Genomic DNA, 17,456 nt, shown 5'->3' with positions numbered 1-17,456 from the left:
GTCGCGGCGGCCTCTCGATCAGCGATAGAACTCGATGATCAGATTGATGTTGACATCGAACGGAATCTGATCCGAGGTGGGAACGGCCACCACACGGACGGAGAGTTCCGACGGATTGACCTCGATCCAACCGGGCACGATGTGGCCGGCGAGCGATTCCATGTTCTCGCGAATGAGCGTGTGGATCTTCGGCTTGAGCGTGATGACATCACCCGGCTTCACGCTGAAGCTGGGGCGATCGACCTTGTGACCGTTGACGAGCGTCTGGCCGTGAGCCACGAGCTGACGAGCCGCCCAGATGGTGCGAGCGAATCCGGCGCGACGCACGACATTGTCCAACCGTCGCTCGAGGAGCTGCATGAGCACCTCGCCCGTGTTGCCCTTGGAGCGGCTCGCCTCACCCATGTAGCGCCGGAACTGTCGCTCCAGCACCGAGTAGTGGTAGCGAAGCTTCTGCTTCTCATCCTTGCGGATGCCGTAGGCCTTGCTTCGCTTGCCGCGGAAGCCGTGCATCCCGGGAGGGGTGAGCTGGCGCTTCGCGGTGTGCTTGGGGATATCCGCGACGGGCACGCCGACGCGACGGGAGAGCTTGACCTTGGGGCCTGTGTATCGAGCCATAAGAGGGGGTGCCAATCGGGCGACGGGGGCGACAAGCCCCTTCCGGGGCGAAGATTGGCCAGTAGAACAGAGCCCCCCGGATGCGTCAAGCGGTTGGCTCGGGTTCGTAGGCCCGTCGCTCATCGGCTCGTCGCCACCGCAGGTAGGCCGTGTTCAGGATCCGGAGGCCTCCGGGGGTGGGGTACTCCCCGGTGAAATACCAGTCGCCGGTGTGCTCGGGCATGGCCGATCGGAGCCCCTCCACGCTCTGGTAGACGACCGCGATCTCGCCGCGCCACTCGAGGGTTGGCGAGCGAACGAGCTGGGCCACCTTGGCGGAGAGGGCCTCGTCGCCCACATGGTCGTAGATCAACCGCACCCAGTTCTGGAGTCGATCTGGAGGCAATTCGACCTGGGCGGTGCAGCGATCCTCGACTTCCTCGAGGAGCGCCTCCTCACCCCGCTCGCGAATGACCTCGATGGCGGCTTCGAAGGCGATGAAGTTGCCGAGGCGCGCCATGTCGATGCCGTAGCAATCGGGGTACTTGATGGGCGGCGCGGAACTGGCCACGACGATCTTCGCTGGGTTGAGCCGCGCGAGCATGGTGATGATCGATTCGCGCAGCGTCGTTCCGCGCACGATCGAGTCGTCGACGACCACCAGGGCGTCATCGGGTCCGACCGTGCCGCGCGTGATGTCGTAGACATGGCTCACGAGATCGCGCCGCGCTTCGTCATGGGTGATGAAGGTGCGCAGGCGCTGATCCTTGTGGGCCACCTTCTCAAATCGCGGGCCGCCGCGGAGCAGGCGAGCGAGAGCGTCGGGGGTCGCTTCGCCACTGGCCTGAAGCTGGGTGATCTTCGAGATGCACTCCGAGCGCCAGCGCTGTTCGAGCTCCTGCACAAGGCCGAGGTACGCCGTCTCCGAGGTGTTCGGAATGAAGCCGAGGACGGCTTGATCGAGGCGGTGATCGATGGCGCGGAGCACGCCATCGGCGAGATTGCGACCGAGGGCCTTTCGCTCGCGGTAGATATCGCGATCGTTGCCGCGGCTGAAGTAGATGCGCTCGAAGGTGCAGGAGCGCTGCGGCGTCGCCTCGGTGTAGGCGCGGCACTCGATGCGGCCGTCGGCCTTCATGATGAGGGCGTGTGCCGGCGGAATCGGCTCGATGGCGGAGGGATCGAGGTCGAAGACGGTCGAGATCGCCGCTCGCTCGCTGGCGACCGCCACCGCCGTTTCGGTCTGGACCCAGTAGACGGGACGGATGCCCGCCGGGTCGCGGCAGACGAAGGCATCGCCATGCCCGAGCAGTCCCGCCAGAACCCACGCGCCGTCGAAGGTCTCCGTCGCGCGGCGGAGGACCTCGGTCAGGTCGAGCTCACGGCCGATCGCCTCGGCCAGCACGCGACCTTCGAGATTCATGATCGAACCCGGGCCCATGTGAAGACGGAGCTTCTCGTGCTCGCGATCAATGGACCATCCGACCTTCTCGAGCACGACACCAGTGTCCGTCTCACCCACCGGCGCGAGTCCGTAGTCGACCAGTTGCCGGAAGATCTCGCGCGCGTTCGTCAGGTTGAAGTTGCCCGCCACGGCGACATTGCGCGAGGCGACCGAGTGGCGCCGGATGTAGGGATGGCAGGTCTCGGTCGAGTTCCCACTGTGCGTGCCATAGCGCAGGTGACCGAGCATCGTCTCGCCCAGCATCGGGAAGTGTTGCTTCAGGTCAGTCTCGTCGAGGTGGGCCAGACCAGCGCGGCCGAGCCGGTCGAAGGGGCGCATCGCTTCATCGAAGAGACGCTCGATGGCGTTGCGCTTCGCCGTGCGCGAGCGCTCCATGAAAGAGTCGCCCGGTGGCATGTCGAGCTTCACGCACGCGACGCCGGCGCCATCCTGCCCACGGTTGTGCTGCTTCTCCATCAGCAGGAAGAGGCGTCGAAGTCCCCACAGGGGGTCGCCCAGTTCCCGTGCGTACCACGAGATCGGATGCCGCAGGCGGACCAGCGCCAGGCCGCACTCGTGGGTGAGTCGATCACTCATGGAACGATGCAATCGTAGCGGGCGGGGGAGGCCATCGACATGACCGGCGTTGGGATCGTTTGCGAGGTGATGACCACATGGTCAAGCAGTCCCGGAACACGCTGGCGCCACAGGTCCCGAATCCGCGAAGGGCTGTTGCAATCCCGCGAGAGATGGAGGAGCACGAAGCGGTGGGGTTGAACCGTCTGCCGACACGCCACCATCGCCTCGACTGCGGAGAGGCACTGCTCGTTCGAGAGATGCCCCCTGCCGCCCATGATGCGCTGCTTGAGAAAGAGCGGACGGCGACTCGCCATCTGCATGTCGGGGCAGTAGTTGCTCTCAATGCCCACGACTTCACAGTCCTTGGCGAAGTCGATGACCTCGGGCTCGGCGCGGCCAAGGTCGGTGAGCCAGGCGAAGCGTCCAGCCGAACTCTCGAAGCGCAGCGCTGTCGAACCGTGCTCATCATGCGGGGTCGGCAGGGCGTGCAGCGTGACGCCCGGAGCGAGTTCCATGGCTGTTCCCGTCGGCAGCACCTCAAGGTGGCGCTGGGGCATGCCCGCCTCGAGGAGTGCCGCATGATGCTCGCGCCGAGCCAACACTCTGATGTGCAGGCGCTCCACATGCGGTGCCCATGTCGGGCGCCAATGATCGCTGTCGGCGTGCGTCAGGATGAGCACCCGCGGCTTGATCGGCAGCAGATTGCGAAGGCGAAGTCGCTCGCCCGTCTGCTTTGGTGAAAGTCCGGCGTCGATGAAGCACTCAAGCGTCCCCTCGTGCGATGGCAACGACACCCACGACCCGTTGCCGCCGCTACCCGATCCGAGGACACAGAGCCGCGGACTCATTCGTCGGCGCCATCCCATTCCGGAGCCGCAGGAGCTCCATCCGCGCCGGCGGCGTCCTGTCGCGCCGAGGCCGAGTCGCTCGATGCCGCTGCGTGAGTTCCTCGAACCGCGCGCCCGGTCGAGTGAATCAACGGCCGCTTGGCGCTCTCGATGAAGCGGATGTACTCATCAACGATCGGGATTCCCGCACGCTCACGCAGCTTGGCCAGAGCATTGGCTCGCGGCAGGTTGTTGCGGATGGCCGTTCGATAGCACCAGCGCGCGGCGTCGATCTCCTCGGGCGGCATGCCCGAGCGCCGCATGCCAATGATGTTCAGGCTCCCGCCGATGTTCGTCCCCGTCACCATCACAAAGGGTGGCGCATCAAGCGACAGCGACACGCCTCCCGACATGAAGACCCCTCGGCCGAGCCGCACGAACTGGTGGATGGCCGTGTTGCCCCCGGTGATCACTCGGTCGGCGATCTCGACATGCCCGGCGAGCAGCGTGCTGTTGGCGAAGATGCAGCGATTGCCGACGACCGCGTCGTGGCCCGCATGGCTGCACGCCATCCAGTAGTTGTCATTGCCCACGCGCGTCGGGTGCGCCGTCTTTCCGCGATGGATCGTCACATGTTCGCGAAAGGTGTTGCCCGAGCCGATGACGCATCCGCTTCCAGGCTGGCTCCGGTCGAAGCCGAGGTCCTGCGGCGCGAATCCAATGGCCACGCCGGGATAGAGGGCATTGTTCTCGCCCATCTGGAGAGGACCGTGGAGATAGGCCCCGGCGATGAGGTGCGTGCCCGCCCCGAGCGAGATTGGACCGAAGAGGACGCAGTTGGGGCCGATGACGACATCATCGGCAAGCTGCACATCGCCGTGGATGACGGCGCTCGGGTGAATCTTGGCCACGCCGCGGAGTCTAGGGCAACGCGCAAGCCGCGGTGGTGATTCCGATTCGCCCGGACATGTCTCCGTTGTGAACCTACGCTCCAAGGTCGATGCTCCGCGTGACCGACCTCGGCAGGATGCGCTATCGGGAGGCGCTCGCGCTCCAGCGTGAAGCCCATGCCCGCGTGCTCGCCGACATGACGGTGATGGGCGAAGTGCTGCTGGTCGAGCACGACCCGCCCGTGATCACGCTCGGGCGCCGAAGCGAGTCGCGGTCACACCTGGTCGCCGCGCCAGACCGATTGGCGGCGCTCGGTGTCGAAGTCGAAGAGAGTGATCGCGGCGGTGACATCACCTGGCATGGGCCCGGGCAACTCGTGGCCTATCCGATTCTCGCGCTCGATCGCCTTCGCCTTCGAATCCACCCCTACATGCGGCTTCTTGAGCAGGTCGTGATCGATCTCATCGCCGACCTCGGAGTGGAGGGTGACCGCGACCCGAGCGCGACGGGCGTGTGGGTCGGCTCACGCAAGATCTGTGCGATGGGCGTCCGGGTGAGCCGCTGGGTGACCACGCACGGGCTCGCACTCAATGTCGACCCCGATCTCGCGTCGTTTGAACTGATCGTGCCGTGCGGGCTGCACGGGCGCCCGGTGACAAGCCTTCGGCGCGAAGTCGAAGCGAAGGGCGGCACGCCACCGCCGATGACCGTGGTCAAGAACTCGCTGGTCAATCACCTCGAGCGGCACCTTCAGCAGGCGCGAACGCCCTCCCACTGAAGGGCGCGGCGCGGGGCGCCCGATGATCACGCTCAGCGCGGAGAGAGCGTCGGTCACTCGTCGCGCAAGTTGAGTTGCCTCATCACATCGGAGGTGAGGTCGAGCGTCTCGGGCATCTTCAGGACGGTGCGGCCAAGAAGCTGCGAGATGCCGCCGGTCGGATCTTCAGCCACGAAGGGCTCCGCGGTCGGCACGAAGCGGAGCACGATGTCCACGCCCTTGCGCTCTGCAACGACATCGATGGCCGAGAGGATCTCCTTCCACGACACATCGATCTGCTCCTTCAGGAGGCGCTCGTTGTCCTTGCTCATCTCCTGCTGCCACTGATCGAGCGATTCGCGCAGCACGCGCCACGCTTCGCTGGCCCGCTCGAAGTCGGGGTGGTCGGGATTCACCCGCCCGTACTGGCGGATGAACTCATCGCGCTTCGCCTGGAATTCCTCCATCTTCGAGCGCTCGCGATCTTCGAGTGCCTTCCGCTCGTCACTGAGGCGCGGGGCATCCATCAGCAGGGTCATGATGCGGTCGACATGCACGAAGGCGATGCTCGTCACCCGATCGGTGGGGCGATCGCCCCAGGCGAGGCGCCCCTCGGCGTCGCGCACTCTCAGGTCGCCCTTGGTGCCTCGGAGGATCAGGCCGTCGGTGGGACCGAGGTCATCGCGCTGGTTCGCCTCGGCATCGGCGCGCGAGCCGGGGCGATCCTGCGAGAGGACCGCCACGCCGAGAAGGACGACAAGAACGAGAAGACCATGATTGACGAAGCGCACGCGGTGACTCATGAGGGAAGCGTAGTCGCCCGCGGGCCGATCGCGAGGCGAGGAAACCGGCAGGTCGGGATCGGCGTCATCGCGTCGAAGGGTCGACGCCGGTTCCCCAAATGTGGCATTGCAGTGGGGGGGCGCCGACGGTTCCCAAGAGGTCGCATCACGATGCAGGGTGACCGACGCTTCCCAAGGTGTGCCATCACGATGCAGGGTCGACGAGGGTTTCCAAGAGGTGGCATCACCATGCAGGAACGCAGTCGAATCCAAAGACGAGGCATGACGATGCGGGGTGGGCGAGGTGGGCGCGGAGGGCAGAGCGGGCAGAGCGGGCGGTGCGGGCGACGGCTCGCCGTGCGCTTCCACGAGTTGGGAGCCCGACCAGTCACTTCGCGCGACACCCCGGGGGGAGCATCAGATTGCGGTCGGCAAGCGTCACTCGCCTTGGTCAAGGATGGCCATGAACGCCTCCTGCGGGATCGACACGGAGCCGATCTGCTTCATGCGCTTCTTGCCTTCCTTCTGCTTCTCAAGGAGCTTCCTCTTTCGCGTGATGTCGCCGCCGTAGCATTTCGCGGTGACATTCTTGCGGACGGCCTTGATCGTCTCGCGGGCGATGATCTTGCCGCCGATTGCCGCTTGAAGCGGGATCTCGAACTGGTGACGGTCGATCTGCCCCTTCAGCTTCTGGAGGATCACTCGGCTGCGCTGCTCGGCGTTGTCGCGGTGGCAGATGAGCGAGAGCGCCTCGACCGGCTCGCCATTGACGAGGATGGAGACCTTGGCCAGCCGGTCCTCTCGGAAGCCGATCAGCTCGTAGTCCATGGTGCCGTAGCCGCGCGTCACCGACTTCAGCTTGTCGTAGAAGTCGTAGATGATCTCCGCGAGCGGCATCTCGTAGTCGAGGATCTGGCGACCGTCGCTGACGAACTTCTGGGTCTTGAAGATGCCGCGGCGGGCGTCGCAGAGCTTCATCAGATCGCCGATGTTCTCCGTGGGGCAGATGATCTCCAACTTCACGATCGGCTCGCGGATGGCATGAATGACGCTGCCGTCGGGGAGATCGGCGGGATTGTGAATCTCAATCTCCGTCCCGTCGGTCTTGACCACCTGATAGCTCACGGTCGGTGCGGTCTGCACGACATCGACTCCACCTTCGCGCTCGAGGCGCTCCTGGATGATGTCCATGTGCAGCAGCCCGAGGAATCCGCAGCGGAAGCCGAAGCCGAGCGCCTCGGAGTGCTGCACCTCGTAGGTGAAGCTGGCATCGTTCAGGTGCAGCTTCTCGATTGCCTCGCGCAGCGCTTCGAAGTCGCCCTTCTTGCCACCCTCGGCGCCACTCGAGCTCGGGTAGAAGTCGCAGAAGACCATCTGCTTCGGCTCTTCGTAGCCGGGAAGCGCCGTCTCGGCGGGCTGCGCTTCAAGGGTGACCGTGTCGCCCACGCGCACATCGCCAAGGCTCTTGATGCTCGCCGAGAGGTAACCCACCTCCGCCCAGCCCAACTCCTTGACCTTCTGCGGAAAGGGCGTGTTGCGCCCAAGCTCCGAGACCGTGAAGGTCCGGCCGGTGCCCATCATTCGGATCTTGTCACCCACGCGCAGCTTGCCGTCGAAGACGCGCACATAGATCACCACGCCGCGGTAGTCGTCATAGACCGAGTCAAAGATGAGCGCCCTCAGCTTGTCGGTCTGTGCCGGTCGGGGCGGTGGCAATCGATGGCAGATGCGGTCGAGCAACTCCTGAATGCCCTGGCCGGTCTTTGCCGAGACGAGCAGGCAATCTTCCGCCTTCAAACCGAGGACCTGCTCCACCTCCATGGCCACCGTGTCAGGGTCGGCGGCGGGCAGATCGATCTTGTTGATGACGGGAATCAGCTCGAGGTCATGTGCGACGGCGAGATAGGCGTTGGCCACGGTCTGGGCCTGCACGCCCTGCGTCGAATCGACGACCAGCACCGCACCTTCGCAGGCGGTGAGCGCTCGGCTCACCTCGTAGGCGAAGTCGACATGCCCCGGCGTGTCGATGAAGTTGAGCTGGAAATCTTCACCGTTGTAAGTGTGGTGGACAGTGACCGCGCTCGCCTTGATCGTGATGCCACGCTCCCGCTCAAGGTCCATCGAGTCAAGAAGCTGATCGCGAGCCTCGCGGGCGGAGACGGCCTTCGTCGCCTGGAGCAGGCGATCGGCGAGCGTGCTCTTCCCGTGGTCGATGTGGGCGATGATGGAGAAGTTGCGGACCTGCACGGCGTGAGACCCGCGACGGCGGGGGTGAGCATGATAGGGGGAGCGGCGAGGGAGACGAGCGAGTGGAGTCGCCTCACTCGCGGGAACTCGGCTCGGGAGCAGTCGGCTCCTCCGGAGCAGCGACTTCGAATCGAGGCCAAGATGCTTCCCCCTTTCGCTCGCCCAACGGCAGTGGTTGCTCCGCGTCGAGTGTCCCACACTCGGGGCAGCGGTCCGATCCCGGCTTTCGACCTTCGAGCAGATAGCCGCAGATCACGCAGACATCGTGGCCGCACTTGCGCATCGCCGCCCACCAGAGCCGTCGGCGCGGACCAACCAACCCCGTCGAGAGGAGGATGGTGACCACCAGGAGTCCCACGACCCCAATCGCCATGGCTGAGAATTGCACCGCGTGCCCAAGGCCGAACCAATTCGCCGCACCAATGATGAGAAGCGGCACGGCCGACAGCGACACGAGGACGATCGAGATCGAGGCCGCCCCGGGGAGTTTCGCCGCCGTTGGGTGATGCGATGGCAGCAGTTCCATGTACTCCGAGAGCACCCGGTCTTTCTCACGCCCCTTGAGTTTGATCCCTGGGCCTCGCGCCATCAGGGTGAAGTGATGCGGGTGTACCGGCCATCGCCCGCGCGGAGACGAAGGTCTTCCAGTCCCACCGGCTCAATGGCGAGGATCACCATGGAGACGCTCGGCGAATCGGGGACGAGCATGAGATTGCCGCTGTCGACGAGCCAGCGCCCGCCATGACCCGCAAGAGCCACGGGGCGCCCGCTGCTCTCTGATGCCGGCGCGGTGGCGCGATAGCGGCCATCGGGCCCGAGATCGAGCGTGCCACCCGCGCCGCGCCAGGTCCCGACGAGGCGATCCTCCATCGCCGGTGGAGGCTGCTCGAATCGAACCATCGGATTGAGGTCGGGAACCAACAACCTGATCTCGCTTCCCGCCGGTTCAAGATCACAGCGAGTCCGCTCCGGTGTTCGCGTGCCGTAAGGAATGAGTTCGACCGCTGCGTAGTGCAGCCTCGACCAGCGACCGGTCTGCAGGGGAGCATCGAAGCGATTCGTTCCGGCCCAGAGGCGATAGGCGCCGTCATCGGAGAGTTGCAGTAGCTGACGGCCGTTGGACCACCAGCCCAGCACTTCGACGGGCTTGGTCGGGTCGATGGTGAGTGGTGCCGAGTCATAGCGAGCCGCAAGCGTCGGATTGCTCGTGGTTTTCTCAAGCTCGCTGGCGCAGGCCGCGAGGGCGAGGCAGAGGCCTCCGGCGAAGAGCGACGCCGCGAGGTGCCGAGGCGAAGGTGATGATCGAAGGGGTCGGTTCACGCGGGACATGTCATTCATCCTCAGACTTCTTGCGCCCTCCCCCGGATCGCCCCCTCGACTTCCCTCCGGCGCGGTTGCCGAGAAGGGGCAGCGACACGCTGCGGTCGAGATCCTCACTTGGTTGGGCCACGAGGTCATACCCGTCGGCGTCGACGATGGTGCACCGGACAATCTCTCCGGGTGAGCGCGGCTCCGCGCTCATGACCCAGGTCACCGAGTCGATCGTGGGGGCCTGGAAGGCCGTTCGCCCCTGGTAGAGCTCGCCGCCTCGACTGACGCCGCTGGTGCGCCGCGCCCTGCTGCGGCCCGGCGCGGCGGCATCGATGAGAACCTCCACCTGGTGGCGTGACTCCGCCTGGGTGCGCGCACGGTCGAAGGCGATCTCCTGCTGCGCGAGCATGAGCTCCTCCTCGCGCTGCGCCTTGATCTCATCGGGCACATGCAGGCCGGGGTCTTCGTCCATCGTGCCCGCAGGGGTGTGATCCTCGCGTGAGTAGCGGAAGACGCCCATCATTTCGAAGCGCATCTCGCGCACGAAGTCGAGGAGTTCCCGGTGATCCTCTTCACGCTCGCCGGGGAAGCCCGTGATGAAGGTCGTCCGAACGGCCATGCCCGGGACGCGAGCTCGAAGCTTCTCGAGCAGGGCGCGCTGGGCCCGCGCGGTGGTCTGCCGCCGCATCGCCGTGAGCATGCGATCGCTCGCGTGCTGGAGCGGCATATCGATGTAGGGAAGCAAGTTCGGCAGCCGCGCGAATGCGTCAATCATCTCGTCGGTGAACTTGCTCGGATAGGCGTACATCAGGCGGATCCAGGCGCCGCCGTGTGAAGCCGCCTCGCGGTCGAGCGCTTCAAGCAAGCCGACCAGACCCCCGCGATCGCCGATGTCATGCCCGTAGCTGGTCGTGTCCTGCCCGATGAGGTTGAGTTCAACGCACCCCTGGGAAAAGAGCTCGCGCGCTTCCCGCAGGATGGCGTCCACTGGCTTCGAGCGCATCTTCCCGCGAATCGAGGGAATGGTGCAGAACGCGCAGCGCTGATTGCACCCTTCGCTCACGCGCAGATAGGCCCAGTGGCGCGGCGTGAGGCGGAAGCGATTGGAGTCATCCTCGAAGTAGCCGATGCCGTTGCCGTCGGCGCCGTTCACCGTGAGCCCGACGACTGATCGGCCGCGCTCCGCCGCCGCCTGAAGCGCATTCGCCGCAATCCAGAAGCGGGGGAGGGGAGTGTCTCCCGGGTGTGTGCGCTCCGGTGCCTCACCGAGCACGGCCTCGACCACGCGGTCGCGGTCGAAGACGCCGATCATCGCATCGATGCCGGGGGCCCACTCGAGCATCTTCACGCGGTGACGCTGCACCAGGCAGCCCGCCACCACCACGCGCCCGACGCGCCCCTTCGTCTTGCGCTCGATCGCTTCGTGAATGACCTCGAGCGACTCCTCCCGGCTCGCGTCGAGAAAGCCGCAGGTATTGATGACGATGGCGCCGGCGCCATCGTGCTCGCTGACGAGGCGCAGCCCAGAGTCGCGCAGCGTGGCGAGCATCTTCTCGCTGTCAACCAGGTTCTTCGGGCATCCCAGGCTGACGAACGCAACGGTGCCTGGGGTGAAGCCCTCGGCATGCTTGGAGGCTTTGGCGCGCGGCATGGGAATGGGGGCCGGTCAGAGGATAGCGCCAAGGAAGAAGCAGGCCCCACCGAGCACGGAGAGGGCGGTCCCAGCGATCCCGAGCACCATACCGACTTTGGCGAGCGTGCCCTGTTTGACGTCGTCGCGAGCGCCGTATCCAAGGATGATGGCAATCACCCCTGTCACCAGACCGCAACCGGTCACCGAGAGGATGCCCAGCACGAAGGCGGCGATCGCCTGGCCTGATCGGTCGGGAGCGCCCAAAGCCGAGGGGGGACCGCGGTGGAGCGGGGGCGCCCCGCTCGAAGGAGCACCTTGGGCGGCGATGGTCACCGCCGGTGGCGACCACGCCGCGTCAGACGCCGAGGAAGCGCCGCCTCCCGACCCGGGCGAGGCGCCTTCATGTGGAATCGTGTTGCCCTTGAAACGGGCGACGAGCGCGCCGGCCGTGATCCACGCCTGCGTCTCGTGATCAAAGAGCGTGTCCGCCGCGACGATGTTGCCCGACGAGAGATAGGCCGCGACTTCAGAGGCCGTGTAGGGTCCGAAGGAGTCGTTGCCTCGCTTCAGCGTGTAGGTGCCAGAGTCCGGTGTCATCGTCAGCGGGTTCTTAGGTATTCGGACGGAACGCATTCAGCATACGGATCCACTCGCCATATCGATATGGAACGCCCACGCGGTCGTGGAGGTCCCGAAAGCGTGCGTGGAGGCGCTCATGGAGGGGATTGGACCATGCCTCGGCGCGGTGATCGCAGAAGAAGGTCCGGCAGCCGAGGGGCCGCGCATGCCTGGCTCCGCAAAGGCGACCAACGAGCCATGGGCACCGCCTGCCCGTCTCCTCTTCAAGGAGCGGAAGATTGACCTCAACCCGCGTCGCCATCGCGCCACTTCCGGCGCTGGAGCGCGGATCTTCGCGCTCGGTCGCTGCAACGCGCATCGCCGGGTGTGAGCCGCCCGTGTACCGCATGAACCACGCCACTTCGAGGGCGGTCACGAAGAGATCATGGCCGTAGCGATCAAAGTGGCAGCAGTGACCGCTCGCGAGGCAGATGGGACGCCGCTCCTCGATCTCGCGCTCCGCTTCGGCGTAGATCGCCACGATCTCCGCGTCCACATCGGGGTCGGCGGCGGCACGCTGCCATCGCTCTCGAAGCTCCGCGAAGGTGGCCTCGGCATCGTGCGCTGCGCCGCCGGGCGAAGGCGCCGCTGAATCGCTCACCACGGGGTCTCCTGCGAGCGCTCGACATCGCGCTCGCGCAGGACGCGAATCTCAACCAGCGGGTGAAGTCGACCTTCGGGCGCGTCCATGCCCGGGCAGGGCACGCGTCGCTTGGCATCTTCCCAGTGCCGGCGTGTCTTCAAGTTCTGCTCCCAGAAGGGCCATGTGCGGCACTGGGACGGGCGCGCCCTGTACACACGGCATAGCGCTCGACCGGGGGAGGAGTCGCGATCGAGCAGAATGCAGTCGAAGCCATGCTCCGTCTCGCGCTCTCCAAGGGAGCGACGCGAACCGACTTGGCGCGCGTATCGCTCGAGGAAGGTCGTCAGATCGAGACCGAGCGCCTCGGCCATCGCGGCGCCCTCGGCGTCGTCGAACCAGACGGCACCCGGAGCGCCGGTGCAGCAATTGCCGCACTGCGTACAGGCGAATCGAAGACCGTCGCGATACCAGGGCTCGCCGCCGCTCACGAGTCGCCGAGGATCATGCGTTCTCCTCGGAGTCGTCCTCTTCGGAGTCGGAGTCACCGATGTCCGCATCGCCCGCATCGTCCGCATCGTCCGCATCGACGAACGATCCTGAACGCTCCTCAGACTCGGAGTCATCACCATCGTCGCCCTCATCGCTGTCATGGGGCAGCGAGAAGTCCTCGCCATCTCCACCGAGCGTTTCCATGGCCACTCCGACTCCACCATCGGAGGAGTGAGAGGCACTGGAGGTCACGCTCTGGGCGGCGACCATGTCGGCGACCGTGGTGCCCATGCCGATGCGCTCGGCACCGAGATTCTCGGCGCGACTCGCGGCGTCGGCTCGCATGGCGGCCTCGGTCGCTTCGTCGAGGGCGGGCAGCTCCACCAGCGGCTTGACCTTGATCTTCGGGTACTGGCCGAAGCCCGTGCCCGCGGGGATCAGGTGGCCGAGAAGCACATTCTCCTTCAGGCCCTGGAGCGTGTCGACGGCGCCCTTGAGTGCCGCCTCGGTGAGGACCTTGGTCGTCTCCTGGAAGCTTGCGCCCGAGAGGAAGCTCTCGGCCTGGAGCGACGCCTTCGTGATGCCGAGGAGAAGCGTGCGGTAGCGAGCCGGCTTCGGCTTGCGCGTCTTGCAGGGCTTCTTGCCGTTGGACTCGGCGACCGCGTTGGCCTCCTTGACCTCGTCGCGCGTGTAGATCCGGCCCTTCTGGAGGGCGGTTTCGCCGCTGTCCTCGACGACCAGTCGATCCTTGAGCTCCTCGTTCTTGCGCACGATCGCGAACTTGTCGGCGACATCGAGCGGCAGCGCATCGGTGTCACCCTGGTCGCTGATGCGCACCTTGCCGAGCATCTGGCGGAGGATCACCTCGATGTGCTTGTCAGAGATCGGCACGCCCTGAGCGCGATAGACATTCTGGATCTCCTCGAGCATGTAGGCGTGGAGCGCCTCTTCGCCCTTGATCTGGAGAATGTCCGCGGGAATCGCCGGACCTTCGCAGAGGGGATCACCCGCCTGCACATGGTCGCCTGTGTGCACGCGGAGGTGCTTGCCCTGCGGGACATGATGCTCCTCGGCGTCGGCGTCACCCGATGGCGGCGTGACGCGAATGGTCATCTTGCCCTTGCGACGCTCAGGCAGCAGTTCGACGCGGCCTGAGATCTTGGCGAGCACGGCGGGGTCGCGCGGCGTGCGGGCCTCGAAGATCTCGGTGACGCGCGGGAGACCACCGACGATGTCGGCGGAGCGCTGCGCTTCCTTCGGCGTGTGGGCGAGCATCTGGCCGGCCCGGACCTGCTGGCCATCCTCCACCTCGAGACGCGCCTTCGCGGGGATGTTGTGGAAGTCGAGGACGACGCCGCTGACGGGATCGACCACCTTGATCTGCGGATGCAGATCGCCGGTGTGCTCGGTCACGATGCGCTCGCGCACGGACCCCTTCGTCTCCACCTTGACGGTCTCACCTTCGTCGAGATCCTTGAACTGCACGATGCCGCTCTTCTCGGCGAGAATCGGCGTGCGGTGCGGATCCCAGCGCATGAGCTGCTGGCCCTTCTTGACCTTGTCGCCGCTGCGCACTTCGAAGATGGCGCCGTAGGGGACCTTGAACTTCTCGACCTCGCGACCCTTGTCGTCGCGCACGGCGATTTCGCCGGTCTTCTTGAGCGCGGTGAGGAGCTTCACGCCGTCGGTCTCGACCTCGACCTCGTTGCAGTCGCGCAGCTCCACCGAGCCGTTGTTCTGCGCCAGGTAGGTCGTGTCGGCCACCGAGCTGAAGGCGATGCCGCCCGTGTGGAAGGTGCGCATCGTGAGCTGCGTGCCGGGCTCGCCGATCGACTGCGCGGCGATGATGCCGACGGCCATGCCTTCCTCGACGAGCTTGCCGGCCGCGAGATCCATGCCGTAGCAGTAGGCGCAGATGCCGCGGGCCGTTTCGCACTTGAGCGGGCTGCGCACCTGCACCGTGTCGATGCCGAGCGCCTCGATCTGCCGCGCCACCGAGTCGTCGATGACCTCGTTCTCCTTGACGATGACGCGATCGGTACGGGGATCGATGATGGCCTGACGCGCGGTGCGCCCGCGGATCACCTCGCGGAGCGGGACATCGATGTCCTCGCCCTTGTAGATGGCGCGCTTGGTGATGCCCTGGCGCGTGCCGCAGTCACGCTCAGTGACAACCACGCTCTGAGCCACATCGCAGAGCTTGCGCGTCAGGTAGCCCGAGTCGGCCGTCTTGAGCGCGGTGTCGGCGAGACCCTTGCGGGTTCCGTGCGTGCTGGTGAAGTACTCAAGCACGCTGAGGCCTTCGCGGAAGTTCGAATTGATCGGCGTTTCGATGATCTCGCCTGACGGCTTCGCCATGAGGCCGCGAAGACCGGCGAGCTGCTGCATCTGGCTCTTGTTGCCTCGAGCGCCCGAGTCGGCGAAGAGATAGACGGGGTTGAGGTAGCGCCGCGCCGAGGCCGGAGCGGTGTCCGGAGTCGGAATGGGCACCTCGCGGCCGGACTTCGCATCGCGCCAGTCGTGCTTCAGCGTCTCCATGAGCCGGTCGGAGATGTCGGCGCGGCACTTCGACCACGCTTCGAGCACCTGGTTGCGCCGCTCGCCATCGGTGATGGCGCCGGTGTCGTAGCTGCGATGCGCCTTCTTGACCTGCTTGCGCGCTGCCTCGATGAGCTTCTCCTTGTCCTCGGGAATGCGGAGGTCGGTGATGCCGAAGGAGAGGCCGCTGATCGTCGAGAAGCGGAAGCCCGTCTCCTTCATCCGATCCAAGAGCTCAATGGTGGCCGCCTTGCCCTTGCGAGCAAAGGTGTCGTCGATGACGCGCGCCGCGCCCTTCTTGCCGAGGGCGCAGTTGTAGAAGGGCATGCCGTCGGGCAGGATCTCGCTGAAGTGGAGGCGGCCGACGGTGGTGACGAGCCGCCGACTCTCAGGCATCGGCTCGGGACGGCCCGTCTGCGAGTTGACGACCTCGGAGAAGCGCTCGGCCCGCACATCGATCCAATCATGGATGCCGACGGTGCCGAGTTCCTGCGCCATGAACGCCTCGTGGACATGGCGGAAGCGGCGGAGCTTGCCGCGCCACTTGGCGTAGCGCTCGGGATCCTTCTTCTCATCGGGAGCGTCATCGGGCCCCACGGTGAGGAAGTAGACGCCCATGACGATGTCCTGCGACGGCGAGACAATCGGATTGCCGTTCGCGGGGGAGAAGATGTTGTGCACGCTCATCATGAGCACATGCGCTTCGGTCTGCGCCTCGACCGAAAGCGGCAGGTGCACGGCCATCTGGTCGCCGTCGAAGTCGGCGTTGTACGCGGTGCAGACGAGCGGATGGATCTTGATGGCGTTGCCTTCGACCAGCACCGGCTCGAACGCCTGGATGCCCATGCGGTGAAGCGTGGGCGCGCGATTCAGGAGCACCGGATGGTTGCGGATGACCTGCTCGAGGATGTCCCACACATGAGGATCGCGCCGCTCGAGCATGCGCTTGGCGGCCTTGATGGTGTCGGCGAGACCATGCTCCTTCAGCTTCTTGATGATGAAGGGCTGGTAGAGCTCAAGCGCGATCTTCTTGGGCAGACCGCACTGGTGGAGCTTCAGTTCGGGACCGACGACGATGACGGAGCGGGCCGAGTAGTCGACGCGCTTGCCGAGCAGGTTCTCACGGAAGCGGCCCTGCTTGCCCTTGATCATGTCGGTGATCGACTTGAGCGGGCGGTTGCTCGAGCCGAGCACGGGGCGTCGGCAGCGGCCGTTGTCGAAGAGGGCATCGACCGCCTGCTGGAGCATGCGCTTCTCGTTGCGGATGATGACCTCGGGGGCGTTGAGGTCCATCAGCTTCTTGAGGCGGTTGTTCCGGTTGATGATGCGGCGATAGAGGTCGTTGAGATCACTGGTCGCGAAGTTGCCGCTCTCGAGCAGCACCAGCGGCCGGAGATCGGGCGGAATGACCGGCACGACATCGAGCACCATCCACGCCGGGTTGTTCTCCGAGCCGCGGATCTGGGTGACGATCTTCAGGCGCTTCGCGAGTTCCTTCTGCTTCTGCTTGCTCTTGGTCTCGGAGAGGTCCTGACGGATCTCGATCTCAAGGTCATCGAGGTCGAGGCGATTCAGGAGTTCGCGCACCGCCTCTGCGCCCATCATGGCGGTGAAGGCGTTGCCGTACTTCTCGCGGGCGACCTGGTACTCCGCCTCCTCGAGCACCTCCTGGTACTTGAGGTCGGTGTCGCCCGGATCGGTGACGACATAATCCTGGAAGTAGACGACCTTCTCGAGGTCGCTCGTCTTCATCGCGAGAAGGTTGCCGAGACGGCTCGGCATCGCCTTGAAGAACCAGATGTGCACGACCGGCGCGGCGAGGTTGATGTGGCCCATGCGCTTGCGGCGCACGCGGCTGTGGGTCACCTTCACTCCGCAGCGATCGCAGATGATGCCCTTGTACTTCGTTCCCTTGTACTTGCCGCAGCCGCACTCATAGTCGCGCTCGGGGCCGAAGATGCGTTCGCAGAAGAGACCGTCGCGCTCCGGGCGGTAGGTGCGGTAGTTGATGGTCTCGGGCTTCTTCACCTCACCGAATGACCACGATCGGATGTCATTCGGACTGGCAAGCGTGATCTTGACGCTGCCGTAGTCGTTGACTCGGTCGTACACGCTGTCGGACATCGAATTGGCGTTGCGGTTGTCCAAAGTCATCTCTCG

Annotated in this window: 14 protein-coding genes; 1 reads left to right on the top strand and 13 read right to left on the bottom strand. The window is 65.5% G+C overall.

All coding sequences use genetic code 11. The features are described 5' to 3' along the window. Window positions 1–18: 18 nt before the first annotated feature. The 4 genes from rpsD to lpxA form a co-directional block, all read right to left on the bottom strand. On the bottom strand, window positions 19–618 hold the full coding sequence (rpsD, locus tag KF724_10285; protein MBX3356068.1) for a 30S ribosomal protein S4: 600 nt from the start codon (window positions 616–618) through the stop codon (window positions 19–21). Window positions 619–703: 85 nt separating this feature from the next. Further along, window positions 704–2,638 (bottom strand): hypothetical protein, encoded by a 1,935-nt coding sequence (locus KF724_10280; protein MBX3356067.1) that lies wholly within the window; start codon window positions 2,636–2,638, stop codon window positions 704–706. Further along, window positions 2,635–3,414, bottom strand: coding sequence for an MBL fold metallo-hydrolase (locus tag KF724_10275; protein MBX3356066.1), 780 nt, complete (start codon window positions 3,412–3,414; stop codon window positions 2,635–2,637). Before KF724_10275 ends, KF724_10280 begins: the two co-directional genes overlap by 4 nt. A 50-nt stretch (window positions 3,415–3,464) precedes the next feature. Beyond that, window positions 3,465–4,358: an acyl-ACP--UDP-N-acetylglucosamine O-acyltransferase gene (gene lpxA / locus KF724_10270; protein ID MBX3356065.1), complete on the bottom strand. Its 894-nt coding sequence runs from the start codon at window positions 4,356–4,358 to the stop codon at window positions 3,465–3,467. An 89-nt stretch (window positions 4,359–4,447) separates the two neighbouring features. On the opposite strand from lpxA, the gene lipB reads away from it, so the two are divergent. Beyond that, on the top strand, window positions 4,448–5,116 hold the full coding sequence (gene lipB, locus KF724_10265; GenBank protein MBX3356064.1) for a lipoyl(octanoyl) transferase LipB: 669 nt from the start codon (window positions 4,448–4,450) through the stop codon (window positions 5,114–5,116). Window positions 5,117–5,169: 53 nt separating this feature from the next. On the opposite strand, the gene KF724_10260 is transcribed toward lipB, so the two are convergent. From KF724_10260 to rpoC, 9 genes are all read right to left on the bottom strand, one after another. Beyond that, on the bottom strand, window positions 5,170–5,898 hold the full coding sequence (locus KF724_10260; protein ID MBX3356063.1) for an OmpH family outer membrane protein: 729 nt from the start codon (window positions 5,896–5,898) through the stop codon (window positions 5,170–5,172). Between the two features lie 417 nt (window positions 5,899–6,315). Next, on the bottom strand, window positions 6,316–8,124 hold the full coding sequence (gene lepA / locus KF724_10255) for a translation elongation factor 4 (GenBank protein MBX3356062.1): 1,809 nt from the start codon (window positions 8,122–8,124) through the stop codon (window positions 6,316–6,318). Window positions 8,125–8,197: 73 nt separating this feature from the next. Further along, window positions 8,198–8,713: a hypothetical protein gene (locus KF724_10250; protein ID MBX3356061.1), complete on the bottom strand. Its 516-nt coding sequence runs from the start codon at window positions 8,711–8,713 to the stop codon at window positions 8,198–8,200. Continuing rightward, complete coding sequence (locus KF724_10245; protein MBX3356060.1) at window positions 8,713–9,453, bottom strand: hypothetical protein; 741 nt, start codon at window positions 9,451–9,453, stop codon at window positions 8,713–8,715. Before KF724_10245 ends, KF724_10250 begins: the two co-directional genes overlap by 1 nt. A gap of 1 nt (window position 9,454) precedes the next feature. Next, window positions 9,455–11,086, bottom strand: a complete 1,632-nt coding sequence (gene rimO / locus KF724_10240; GenBank protein MBX3356059.1) for a 30S ribosomal protein S12 methylthiotransferase RimO — start codon at window positions 11,084–11,086, stop codon at window positions 9,455–9,457. A gap of 15 nt (window positions 11,087–11,101) precedes the next feature. After that, a complete protein-coding gene (locus KF724_10235) occupies window positions 11,102–11,665 on the bottom strand; it encodes a DUF4190 domain-containing protein (protein MBX3356058.1) in 564 nt (187 codons plus the stop codon). Between the two features lie 13 nt (window positions 11,666–11,678). Further along, window positions 11,679–12,287 (bottom strand): hypothetical protein, encoded by a 609-nt coding sequence (locus tag KF724_10230; GenBank protein ID MBX3356057.1) that lies wholly within the window; start codon window positions 12,285–12,287, stop codon window positions 11,679–11,681. After that, window positions 12,284–12,757 (bottom strand): YkgJ family cysteine cluster protein, encoded by a 474-nt coding sequence (locus tag KF724_10225; GenBank protein ID MBX3356056.1) that lies wholly within the window; start codon window positions 12,755–12,757, stop codon window positions 12,284–12,286. The genes KF724_10230 and KF724_10225 overlap by 4 nt, the downstream gene beginning before the upstream one ends. Window positions 12,758–12,770: 13 nt before the next feature. Beyond that, window positions 12,771–17,420, bottom strand: coding sequence for a DNA-directed RNA polymerase subunit beta' (gene rpoC, locus KF724_10220; protein MBX3356055.1), 4,650 nt, complete (start codon window positions 17,418–17,420; stop codon window positions 12,771–12,773). Window positions 17,421–17,456 lie beyond the last annotated feature (36 nt).

Source organism: Phycisphaeraceae bacterium (assembly GCA_019636735.1).
In the GTDB taxonomy this organism is placed as follows: domain Bacteria; phylum Planctomycetota; class Phycisphaerae; order Phycisphaerales; family SM1A02; genus VGXK01.
This window is presented reverse-complemented; position numbering and strand designations above follow the sequence as displayed.

Excerpts from the sequence above, each read along its gene's own strand:
- rpsD (MBX3356068.1), bottom strand. The coding sequence starts at position 618 with ATGGCTCGATACACAGGCCCCAAGGTCAAGCTCTCCCGTCGCGTCGGC.
- KF724_10280 (MBX3356067.1), bottom strand. The coding sequence starts at position 2,638 with ATGAGTGATCGACTCACCCACGAGTGCGGCCTGGCGCTGGTCCGCCTG.
- lipB (MBX3356064.1), top strand. The coding sequence starts at position 4,448 with ATGCTCCGCGTGACCGACCTCGGCAGGATGCGCTATCGGGAGGCGCTC.
- KF724_10260 (MBX3356063.1), bottom strand. The coding sequence starts at position 5,898 with ATGAGTCACCGCGTGCGCTTCGTCAATCATGGTCTTCTCGTTCTTGTC.
- KF724_10250 (MBX3356061.1), bottom strand. The coding sequence starts at position 8,713 with ATGGCGCGAGGCCCAGGGATCAAACTCAAGGGGCGTGAGAAAGACCGG.
- KF724_10245 (MBX3356060.1), bottom strand. The coding sequence starts at position 9,453 with ATGTCCCGCGTGAACCGACCCCTTCGATCATCACCTTCGCCTCGGCAC.
- rimO (MBX3356059.1), bottom strand. The coding sequence starts at position 11,086 with ATGCCGCGCGCCAAAGCCTCCAAGCATGCCGAGGGCTTCACCCCAGGC.
- KF724_10235 (MBX3356058.1), bottom strand. The coding sequence starts at position 11,665 with ATGACACCGGACTCTGGCACCTACACGCTGAAGCGAGGCAACGACTCC.
- rpoC (MBX3356055.1), bottom strand. The coding sequence starts at position 17,420 with ATGTCCGACAGCGTGTACGACCGAGTCAACGACTACGGCAGCGTCAAG.